Here is a 10,491-nt window from a genome sequence, read left to right as displayed (position 1 = left end):
ATATCCGAAATATTTCGGATATCCCACCTCTGGCTGAATTACCATAATTCCCTCTTGCCTTTGTCTTTTTTGTCATTCATCACCCTCTTTCTTAAGGTTCAATGTATCCAATGGGCTCTTTATTTTACCTATGCTTCTTGTGCTCACATGAGTATATATTTCGGTTGTTTTGCTGTGTGCATGCCCTAATAGTTCCTGTATGTATCTCAAGTCTGTTCCGCTCTCCAATAAATGTGTCGCAAAGCTATGGCGGAGGGAATGTACTGATACCTCTTTTTTTATGCCTGCCTTTTTACAGGCATGCTCTAATATCTTCTCAACAGTCCTTGTTGACAAATACCTACCTGCTTGCGCAATCATGCAGGCAAGCCTACCCTTGCACCCTCAAATAACCACTTTTCAGGCTTGTATGCCTTCCAGTAATCCATTAACACGGCAAGTGCCGTTTCAGAAAGCATTGTATATCTGTCCTTTCTGCCTTTAGCACCTTTTACATGTATCAACATCCTTCTGCTGTCTATATCATCGGATTTCAATCTTACTACTTCTCCAACTCTTAATCCCGCAGAATAAACGAGCATCAGGATTGCCCTATGTTTTAGATTATCTACCGAATTAATGATTTTTGCAATTTCTTCTTTCCCCGTTAGAAATTTAATTATATCTCTTTGCATAGGAAGAACTTTAATCTATTTCTTATATATCGTTTTCCCATCCCTGATTTTAAGTATTCCTCTCTTGCCCTTGCATCTTTTTCATTAAGGCAGCCTTCGTAATATATTAGCCGCCATGGACACCTGCCCTTGGTTGAGAAAACAAGACCTTTATTATCTTCTTGAATACGCTTTCTTATATCATTAGTGAATCCAGTATACCATTGTCCATCCTTTTCGCTCTGGATTACATATGTATAATAAGGTCGCATAATCGTTTAATTTCTAACGGGGTTTGCTTAGAACCACGGGCAGTTTCTTGTCCTTTCTCGGCCTCCTGACCTCATAGACAAACTTCTTCTTAAGCATTGTTCCATAGTAAAACTTAAGGGCGTTAATGGCCTGATTTAATGTGGAAGTTGCAGCATGTTTTTCTTCAGCAAGGTATAGGAGGTAATCTTTTATCTCATTGTCATTAATCTCAGAAGGTTTTCGTTTTACGAATTTTAGGAAATCTCTGTTATAGAAGATGTAGCCTTTTACTGTTTTATAGCTGTATTTTCTTGAAAGGAGTTCTCTTCTTAGGTCTTCAAAGTCCCCCTCGCCCTTACCCTCTCCCACAAGGGGTGAGGGGACTTCTTTTTCTGTTTTAAAAGATGTAATGTCGTAATTATTAGGTTGTAAAGCGGTGATGACATTCTGCAGGGAAGGGTCTATATGTATCTTTTCACCTTCAAAGACCTTTAGAATCTTCTCCAGGGTTCCATCAGTATTAGGAAAGCTCCAGTATTTTTCATCTGGATGCCATCTGTGGCCTTTGATAGTCTTAATTTTCTGGACAAAAAGCGGACTGTAAGGAAATGAAACTATTAATTTGCCTGATATACCCTTATTGATAGTTATCCCTTGCTTCATGGATAATTTCTATCATGACTCTTTATCTGTGTCAATATTTTTTAGGCTCATTGTGTTAGATAGGTATAGAGATACTTACCAGTTAGATGGCGAAGAAGTAGAAGGAAGAGAGATAGATATTGGAGGTAGTGGTGAAGTGTAAGGCTGGGAAGGTAAAAGTTTATTTGTATACTTCTTTACGATGTCCTACTTTATACTTGGGCTTCCGAGAACAGAGTATTACCGGAAGGTTTACGGGCTGAGGGACTATCAGAAGAAAGAGAAGGCTACAAAGGAGATAGAGCCATTCAAAAAGGAGATGATAGAGAAGCTATCTTTTTCTGACCAAGAATACGGCCACAAGAAGATATGGGCGTTGATGAGATACAGGCACAGCATAGAGATAACGAGATATGAGACGTACAGGATAATGAAGCAGAGGGGACTTGAATATCTCCTCATCAACACCCGAAGAATAATCCTCGATTCTCTGGATAGCGTCAAGAATATGCTTCAGGTATACTGTGTCATCCTTTTCATTCATAGATTACCCTCAGTTCCCTCTGTATCCTCTCTTTCAGGTAGGGGCTTATAGATGCCTCCGTAAGCAGCTCGACCTTCTTACCCAGGGACTCAGAGAGTTCTCTTTCGAGCCTAACAATGTCTATCAGGCTCTTGCGCCCGGAGAACCTGACCAGAAGATCAACATCACTTTCCAGGTCGAAATCCCCCCGTGCGAACGACCCGAACACGGCCATAAATGTAATGCCGTTTCTTTTGCAAAACTCTTTTAGATGCTCGCTGTCAAGAGTGCGGACCGCCATCTGATATCCAACCTCGCTTTCAGATCTATTTTATCAGCTCTGTGCATTCTAAGATATGCTCAATGAATACCCATGCATCCTTCTTCACAAAATCACCTCTTGTTCGCTCAATATCCTTTCCTTATATTTCCTTCCTTCTTCATAAAGGGATGCCTTCCTCCTCAATGAAGGCATGAATAGGCAAAATGGATATATTCCCTCTTTCCCATTCATCTTCAGAAACTATAAGCACACTTATGTTACTTCCATAAGTAAGGTTCACATCAAAAACCTTTTGTATTATATGGTGTCTTAACTCTCCAGTAACTTTACAGGGGAGTATTATTAGAATATCAATGTCCGACTCTTCATCAGCCATACCTTTTACCTTAGAGCCAAATACTATAAATCTTGCAAGAGGCCAATCTGCCTTTAAAGTAGCAATAAGTTCATCCAGTGCTTGATTTTCATATTTAGTAAGATTTAGTATCGCCATATTGAATATACCCATTTATTGAGCAAGTATTTCTTTTATTAGGCTGTAATCCTCTATTTCCTTTACAATCACATTCCCTATAGCCGTTGGTAGCACAAATCTCAGCCTTCTATGAGTAGATTTCTTATCTATCTCCATACCTTTGATAATCCTTTCAGGGTTAATATCTGATAGTTCTGTTAGAAGTCCAGCACGCTCAATAAGATTCTTCAATCGTATGACAACATCACTATTGCACAATCCAAGACGGTGTGCAATCCTCGCAGCAGCAACCATGCCTATTGAAATTGCCTCTCCGTGTCTGTATGTCCTGTAATCGGTAACTGTTTCTATGGCATGTCCAATTGTATGCCCGAAGTTCAGAATTGATCTTAACCCGGACTCTCTTTCATCTCTCGAGACCACATCTGCCTTTATCTCGCATGACCTCTCTATAACACGGCTCAGGACATCTTCCTGAAGCAATATTGACTTTTCGATATTTTCCTCGAGGTAGGAGAAGAAATTTTCATCAGCTATCATGCCGTACTTTATAACCTCTGCTAATCCTTCCCTGAACTCTCTTTCAGGTAAGGTATTTAGTGTCTTTATATCTATCCAGACAAGTTTTGGCTGATAAAATGCCCCTATCATATTCTTGCCGAGTGGATGATTCACACCTGTTTTACCTCCAACAGAGCTATCAACCTGTGCGAGGAGGGTAGTAGGAACTTGTATATATGATATCCCACGCATATAGGTGGCAGCCACAAAACCACCGATGTCACCAACAACACCACCTCCAAGAGCAATAATGCCTGATTTTCTGTCAAGTTTGGCTGAAAGCAGTTCATCGTATAGATGGCTTACAGTATCGAGCGTCTTGTATTCTTCCCCATCTCCTACCATGAAAGTAAGGGTTTCATATCCAGCCTCGTTAAAAGATCTTACGACAACATCACCATAAATGGTGAATACCGTAGGATTAGATATTATAGCTACCTTGCTGGCATCAAACCTTTCTGCTACAGTTCCAATATTAGAGAGTATGCCTCTCCCGATAATTATATCGTAGCTCCTGTCTCCAAGCGCCACTATAACCCTTGACTCGAACACTTCCGTCCTTCTGATGACCTCTGATGCCACCATCTCAGGAGATTTACCTGTTGTATCAATAGATATATCTGCCTGTTTGTAATAAGCGTCCCTTTCTTTGAGAAGGTTTTTTATCCTCTTCATTGGATCAGCAGTATTTAGAAGAGGTCGATCGCTATTCCCTGCTGACCTTTCATATATAGTGCTGGGTGAAGCCCAAAGGCATACGACAAGACCTGCCCGTTTCAAATTGACCATATTCCTTCTGTCGAGAACAACGCCACCACCTGTAGCTATAACTTGACCCTTCCCTCTTGACACATCCTCTACTACCATCCGCTCTATGTTTCTAAAATATGGTTCACCATACCTGTCAAATATTTCCCTTATCGTAATGCCCTGTCTTTCTTCTATAATCTGATCGGTATCAACAAACTGAAAATCTAACATTTGAGCCATCAGTCTGCCCACTTCGGTTTTCCCTGTCCCCATAAAGCCTGTCAATATTATATTTCTTCTCAAACTTTAAAATCCTTTCATATATTTCATGTATGCATCGTAATTCCTCTTCATCTCAGAAATACTATCCCCACTAAACTTTTCGATCATTGCATCTGCTATAACAAAGGCAACGACCGCCTCTCCAATAACACCAGCTGCAGGCACAGCACATATATCTGATCTTTCATAGGTAGCTTCAATCGAGTTTTTTGTTATAATATCAACGGATTTTAATGGGCTCTTCAGTGTAGGTATAGGTTTCATGGCAGCCCTTATAATTATATTCTCACCATTGGTAATTCCACCTTCTATCCCACCTGCATTGTTCGTCTTTCTATAAAAACCCCATACTGGTGACTGGTGACTGGTGACTGGTGACTGGTAGAATATCTCATCATGCACTTTTGAACCAAACTTTCTCGCAACCTCAAAACCTGCTCCTATTTCAACACCCTTTATCGCCTGAATGCTCATCACAGCAGCAGCTATCCTTGCATCCAGTTTTCTATCCCAGTGAACATGGCTACCAAGACCAACGGGAATACCGGTAACTATGACCTCGAATACCCCTCCAACTGAGTCACCTTTCTTTTTTGCTTCGTCTATCTTCATCTTCATTTTTATTGAGGTAGTCTTATCTGCACACCTTACGTCAGATCTCTCTGCATTTCTCTCTATCTCCTCAATACTTTTATTCTTCAAGTCTGCCTTTATTCCACCAATCTCTATAACATGACTTAAAACCTTAATATTAAACTCCTCAATCAGCCTCTTTGCTATAGCTCCAATAGCAACACGAACAGCAGTCTCCCTTGCACTCGAACGCTCAAGGATGTTTCTTATATCTTTCTGGGCATATTTTATAGCCCCTGAGAGGTCAGCGTGTCCAGGTCGAGGGATAGTTACAGGAGGTATCGAACCTTTACATCCTACCTCAGGAGATAAACCATCCTGCCAGTTATCCCAGTCTCTGTTTTTTATTACGATGGTAATAGGACTCCCGATAGTTTCACCCCATCTAACGCCTGAGAGTATTTCAGCGGTGTCTTTTTCAATCTTCATGCGGAGACCCCTGCCGTAGCCGATCTGTCTTCTTGCGAGTTCTTTATTTATTGATGTGGCGTCTAAAGATAATCCGGTGGGAATCCCTTCGATTATGCCGATAATCGCCCTACCATGGGACTCTCCTGAAGTAAGATATCTAAGCATCTATGTTGTTTTTATTACCCGTGGTGTAATGAAGATTAAGAGTTCTGTTGTTGAATCTGAGGTTAACTCCCTCTTAAAAAGCCATCCGAGGAGAGGTATCTTGTGAAGAAGGGGAACACCTGTAGTTGTATCGCTCTTAGTTTTCTTAAGGATTCCACCAATAACGATTGTATCACCATCACGGATAAGGATCTGTGTGGACGCCTCTTTTGTATCTATCGTTGCAGGTGCACCACTACCAAGTGTCTTCGTGAAGTCAGGCTCATTCTTTTTTGTCTCTATCTTTATAGATATAAATCCCTCTGGTGCGATGGAGGGAGTAACAGAAAGTGAGAGGTCGGCATCTACAAACTCTACCTTAGTCCCTTCGGCTGATGTTGTTTCATACGCAACCCTTTTGCCCTGCCTTATCGTAGCCTTTTGATTATCAAGTGTTATTACCTTAGGGGTAGAGATTATCTTCCCCTCACCCATACTCTCCATCGCAGAAAGTTGGACATCAAGCTGCCATGTCCCTGCCAATCTTCCGAGTGTAAGGGAAAGCGCTCCAGATGGGGTCCCTGTTACAGGGAGATTAACCGCATAATTTGTAGGATAAGAGGACGGATCAGTAGTAGAGGGTGTAGTCGGCTTGCTAATTAGTGAGCCACCATAGGTCGCTGTATCAGTTCTCGTTGGAGTAAGTATCCCTCCTCTCACTGTGTGTCCTTTCCCGAGGTCCTTACCTACAACCTCTGTTCCCCACTGTATACCGAGCTGTCTTTCAAAGGTAGAGGTCATCTCTACAATCCTTGCCTCTATCAAGACCTGAGGGGCGGGTTTATCTACTTTCTTTACAAGTGATTCGACCTCTTCTACCTTTTCTGCTATATCTTTAACCACAACACCTGTAGCCCTTGCATCCTTTGCAGGTAGCACAACACCAACACTTCCTCTCTCACTGAGTATCTTTGCCTTACCGATTGTATCTGAGAGTTCTCTGGCATCTACATAATTTACTGGAATAACTCTTGTAATCAACGCCTCTGCCTTTAGCTCAGCCTCCCTTTCCTTGGCAATAGCTGTCAGTGGGGCAATCCTGATTATATTTTCTTCCCTTATCTGCCCAAGACCATAAGTCTTAAGTATCGTATCAAGTGCCTGATCCCATGGAACACTTGACATCTTTATACTGACCTTCCCCTTTACATCAGGGCTGATGACGATATTCAAACCACTTACCTCAGAGATCAAGCGGAGCACATTAACAATATCGGCATCCTGAAAGTCAAGCGATATCCTCTGTCCTGTAAATTTCTGTGGCTGTTGACCCTCTCTTTCCTCGGCTGCGATGACCTTTTCTATTACCTCATCAAGCTTATTCGTATCTGTTTTTTGTGTCTCTTCTGCATATACTGGGGGACCCTTTAGGGGTAGTACAATGCACACAGATATGATTATTGCTGAGATTATTGGCTGACATCTATTCTTCCTTCTCATTGTCATGCCTCCTCTCTTCTCCGTAGCTCTAATACAGTTCTTTTTGTCTTTACTTCACCTAAATAATCCTTTGCCTTTTCCTCGATGACTATATGATCGCTTGCTATATCCACAACCACACCTTTATTCAAACCTATTATTGTTCCTTTTCTCACAGCATATCCCCTCCCATCAGGAGTTGAGACCATCGCAACATAATTAGAACCTTCCCATACAATCCCTATGAGTCTCAACTCTGATATATCAACTCTCTGAAGTGGAGGGAGGTCGGCTGATATAACTGCTTTTTTCTTTTCTTCAGGTCGTACGAGTGAAACAAAGGGGTCTCTCTTGCCTCCATCCGTGTAGGTATATTTCTTTGCCTCAACAGGTGGACTGATTTGCTCTGGTATTGGGGTTACAGTTGCTTTTTCCATCTTCTGTATTTCAGGTTTTTTCACCACCTCTTTTGTTTCAGGTGTTTTTGTCCCACATCCTGAATAAAATAGGGTTAACAGCAAAACGAAAGAGAGTAAATAACGCATCCCCCAATAGACCTCCTATTTAGAAGCGGCTTTACCAGTTTTTGGAGCCTCTTTTCTCTGTGCTATCATCTCTGTGCTCGATGAAAAGGTAATAACCTTCATGGTTGTCTTTATACCTGTTAAACCAGTTGTCTCAGTCTTTTCTTGAGTAACGCCTATAGATTCCATCGTCAATTCTGATATATTTATTATCCTCGGCATATCACTAACTCTTTCAAAGAATTTAGCAATATTATGGTACCCACCTCTTATCTCAGCCTTTACAGGTATCCTTGCAAATAACCCGCTTTGATCTATCGATATATTGGTTTTCTCGAGTTTCCACTCAGACACTTCAAGCCCTGATTTTATTCCTAAATCAGAGACCTGCTTCAGTAGTCTGGCAATCTCATTCCGCTCAGGGAGTTTTTCGTTCAACTCTTTGAGTTTATCTTGAAGTAGGGCATATTTCTTCTTTAACTCATCAAGTCTTAGTGCCTTATTCTGACTTAGGGTTACTTCGTTTTTCAGTTTCGTTACCTCTGAATTTAGTTTCTCGATCTGTGAAGATTTAGGTTGATAGACAAAGATATAAAATAACACTGAGACTAAAATAACTGGAAGTGTTATTATAAGTAGTCTAATCTTCGGTGGCATTTTTTTAAGGTCAAAAGTCATATATTACACCTTCACCTTACAGGCTATTCTAAAATCATAGACTATAATCTTTCCCAAGAGATGAGTCTGAACAGAACTCTCAACATCAATATCCATCAGATAGGGAGATTTTCTCAGGTTTTCAACAAAGGTTGAGATATCGGAATTGGTAAACGACTTACCCTCTACATAAAACCACTCGTCTTCACTCTTTATCTTGGAGAGCCACACCCTTTCCGGGATATATCTGTTTATCTCTCCAAGGAGATATAGAGGAACATTCTGTTCTTTGCCGAGTTTCTCTATAACATTAACCCGTTCTTCTATTGTCTTATTAAGTTTTTCGTAATTATCTACCTCTTTGATCTTTTTCTTCAATTCAACAAGCCTTCTCTCGGCTATTGATTTTTCATCACTGAGGGTTTTTATCTTATTTTCCAGAGATACCCAGAAGAATCCAGCAGCCCCAAGCGATACGACTGCTGTCGCTACCAGTAAGATTATTGGTCCAGGGATAATCCTGGGTTTCCTTTTCTTCCTGTATGGAACTATCAGGTTTATTCTGACCATCTGTCCTTCACTCTTCTTATTGCAAGACCCACCCCTAAAGCAACAACTGGTGCTATATCAGTTAAGTATTCAGGTCTAAACACCTTTGGATCTGCGTAAATACTTTTGAATGGATTTACAATCTCAGTTGGCACACCCGTTTTATCTGCTAAGAACTCTGGTAAACCAAAAAGTTTGGAGCACCCACCACTAAGTATTAATCCTGTTATCTCCTCATTAATAAGGTCCATAGCCCTTATAATTTCGGTAGCAATGGTCCCTGATACTGTATACATAATGTTTTCCATCACTGAGGGATCTATATCCATGCTTATCTCTCTCTTTTTTAAAGACTCAGCCTTCTCGTAAGTAATCCCGAGTTCTTTCTGGATCGCTTCTGTGTATTGATTACCACCTACTGGACTATCTCTTGTAATCAGCGGCATCCCATCTCTTATAATGTTTATATTCATGGTGCTTGCACCTATATTCGCCAATGCCACATTTTTCCCGGGCTCAATGCTATAATTTAACTCATACATGTTCTCAAGTGCAAACACATCAACATCAACCACCACAGGGTTTAACCCTGCCTGTGTTATCGCAGAAATATAGTCGTTTACCTTCTCTTTCTTGGCGGCTACAAGCAAAACATCCATTTGATTATCTGCAGTTGCACTTGGTCCTATGACCTCAAAGTCAAGGTTCACTTCGTCTATCGGAAAGGGTATGTACTGCTCAGCCTCCCATTTTATGGATTCAGATAATTCTTCCTCTGTTATCTCAGGAATAGTAATTTTTTTAATGATAACAGAAGAATAACCAGAAACAGATATTACCGCATCTTTCACTTTTATTTCCTGTTCCTTCAGAAGTAACCTTACTGTATCTACAAACCTGCTTGCATCAATAATCGAACCATCAACAATAATCTCTGGTTCAAGTGAAGCTATACCTACCTTTTCAAGCCGATATCCATTCTTTCCTCTGGATATCTGGACTACCTTTATAGTGTTTGAACCGATATCCAGCCCGATAACCTGTTTCTCCCTGGTAAACAACATATGTAACTCTCCTTAATTATTAACAAAATCTAACAGAAAATATAGTTGATGTCAAGAAAACAAAAATTGTTGAGATTTTAAAACATCCTGTATATCGTGACTGTTCTTTTCAGGATGTCGAGTCTCTCTTTTAGCCTTTTATTTGTTTCTATCTCTATCAAATATTGATTTATCTCATCTCTTACATCCTCAAATCCCTCCTTACCAAACTTATCACGGTTCTTTTCATAAAAATCTCTTATTTGTTCAGGTGTTATGATTATAAATGCCTTTATCCTGTAATCTATCAACCTTTCTATTATAAGAGATTCCCGAATGTGCTCATGCAGGTCATATTTTGTTATATTATTATAAGCTTTTCGGAATGCCTCTTCGGATGGATATTTTGATTTGAGTCTTTTAACTGATTCATCTATCTCCACCTTATCAATCTCAGATAGTTTCAGATTCCTTGCCTCTCTTAAAAGCAACCTCCTGTTTATAAGTGTTTCGACTATCTCTTTTTCTGAGATATTCTTACCAGAAAACTGCATGGCATCATGAACATCGCTCAGTGTAATTGCCTCATTATCGATAGAGGCAACCACGCGATCAATAACTTCCGCATCA

At 40.4% G+C, this 10,491-nt stretch carries 15 protein-coding genes; 1 reads left to right on the top strand and 14 read right to left on the bottom strand.

From position 1 onward, the window contains the following. Positions 1-72 precede the first annotated feature (72 nt). Genes AB1488_09760 through AB1488_09745 form a run of 4 tightly spaced genes read right to left on the bottom strand, consistent with a single transcriptional unit; the run spans position 73 to position 1,568 of the window. The gene (locus AB1488_09760; GenBank protein MEW6410377.1) at positions 73-336 is read right to left on the bottom strand and encodes a tyrosine-type recombinase/integrase; all 264 of its coding nucleotides are present in this window, start codon (positions 334-336) and stop codon (positions 73-75) included. A 20-nt stretch (positions 337-356) separates the two neighbouring features. Continuing rightward, positions 357-674 carry a tyrosine-type recombinase/integrase gene (locus AB1488_09755; GenBank protein ID MEW6410376.1) on the bottom strand — a complete coding sequence of 106 codons (318 nt, stop codon included), beginning with the start codon at positions 672-674 and terminating at the stop codon, positions 357-359. Beyond that, positions 659-925, bottom strand: a complete 267-nt coding sequence (locus tag AB1488_09750; protein ID MEW6410375.1) for a GIY-YIG nuclease family protein — start codon at positions 923-925, stop codon at positions 659-661. Before AB1488_09750 ends, AB1488_09755 begins: the two co-directional genes overlap by 16 nt. A gap of 13 nt (positions 926-938) precedes the next feature. Then, on the bottom strand, positions 939-1,568 hold the full coding sequence (locus AB1488_09745; GenBank protein ID MEW6410374.1) for a site-specific integrase: 630 nt from the start codon (positions 1,566-1,568) through the stop codon (positions 939-941). A gap of 181 nt (positions 1,569-1,749) precedes the next feature. Here AB1488_09745 and AB1488_09740 point away from each other — a divergent pair, with 181 nt between their 5' ends. Further along, a complete protein-coding gene (locus AB1488_09740) occupies positions 1,750-2,142 on the top strand; it encodes an IS3 family transposase (protein MEW6410373.1) in 393 nt (130 codons plus the stop codon). On the opposite strand, the gene AB1488_09735 is transcribed toward AB1488_09740, so the two are convergent. The 10 genes from AB1488_09735 to AB1488_09690 form a co-directional block, all read right to left on the bottom strand. Continuing rightward, positions 2,084-2,371, bottom strand: coding sequence for a nucleotidyltransferase family protein (locus AB1488_09735; GenBank protein ID MEW6410372.1), 288 nt, complete (start codon positions 2,369-2,371; stop codon positions 2,084-2,086). The two genes, AB1488_09740 and AB1488_09735, sit on opposite strands and share 59 nt — an antisense overlap. 139 nt (positions 2,372-2,510) lie before the next feature. Then, a complete protein-coding gene (locus tag AB1488_09730) occupies positions 2,511-2,846 on the bottom strand; it encodes a nucleotidyltransferase domain-containing protein (protein MEW6410371.1) in 336 nt (111 codons plus the stop codon). 15 nt (positions 2,847-2,861) lie between these two features. Next, complete coding sequence (gene aroB / locus AB1488_09725; GenBank protein MEW6410370.1) at positions 2,862-4,442, bottom strand: 3-dehydroquinate synthase; 1,581 nt, start codon at positions 4,440-4,442, stop codon at positions 2,862-2,864. Between the two features lie 3 nt (positions 4,443-4,445). After that, a complete protein-coding gene (gene aroC / locus AB1488_09720) occupies positions 4,446-5,630 on the bottom strand; it encodes a chorismate synthase (GenBank protein MEW6410369.1) in 1,185 nt (394 codons plus the stop codon). Then, positions 5,631-7,109 (bottom strand): type IV pilus secretin PilQ, encoded by a 1,479-nt coding sequence (gene pilQ, locus AB1488_09715; GenBank protein MEW6410368.1) that lies wholly within the window; start codon positions 7,107-7,109, stop codon positions 5,631-5,633. Positions 7,110-7,111: 2 nt separating this feature from the next. Next, the gene (locus AB1488_09710) at positions 7,112-7,633 is read right to left on the bottom strand and encodes a pilus assembly protein PilP (GenBank protein ID MEW6410367.1); all 522 of its coding nucleotides are present in this window, start codon (positions 7,631-7,633) and stop codon (positions 7,112-7,114) included. 15 nt (positions 7,634-7,648) lie between these two features. Further along, positions 7,649-8,269, bottom strand: coding sequence for a type 4a pilus biogenesis protein PilO (gene pilO, locus AB1488_09705; GenBank protein ID MEW6410366.1), 621 nt, complete (start codon positions 8,267-8,269; stop codon positions 7,649-7,651). A gap of 24 nt (positions 8,270-8,293) precedes the next feature. Beyond that, positions 8,294-8,839, bottom strand: a complete 546-nt coding sequence (locus AB1488_09700; GenBank protein MEW6410365.1) for a PilN domain-containing protein — start codon at positions 8,837-8,839, stop codon at positions 8,294-8,296. Beyond that, positions 8,827-9,882 (bottom strand): type IV pilus assembly protein PilM, encoded by a 1,056-nt coding sequence (gene pilM / locus AB1488_09695; protein MEW6410364.1) that lies wholly within the window; start codon positions 9,880-9,882, stop codon positions 8,827-8,829. Before pilM ends, AB1488_09700 begins: the two co-directional genes overlap by 13 nt. A 77-nt stretch (positions 9,883-9,959) precedes the next feature. Beyond that, positions 9,960-10,491: hypothetical protein (locus AB1488_09690; GenBank protein ID MEW6410363.1), on the bottom strand; the 532-nt coding region annotated here is incomplete at its 5' end.

Source organism: Nitrospirota bacterium, from assembly GCA_040756155.1.
In the GTDB taxonomy this organism is placed as follows: domain Bacteria; phylum Nitrospirota; class Thermodesulfovibrionia; order JACRGW01; family JBFLZU01; genus JBFLZU01.
This window is presented reverse-complemented; position numbering and strand designations above follow the sequence as displayed.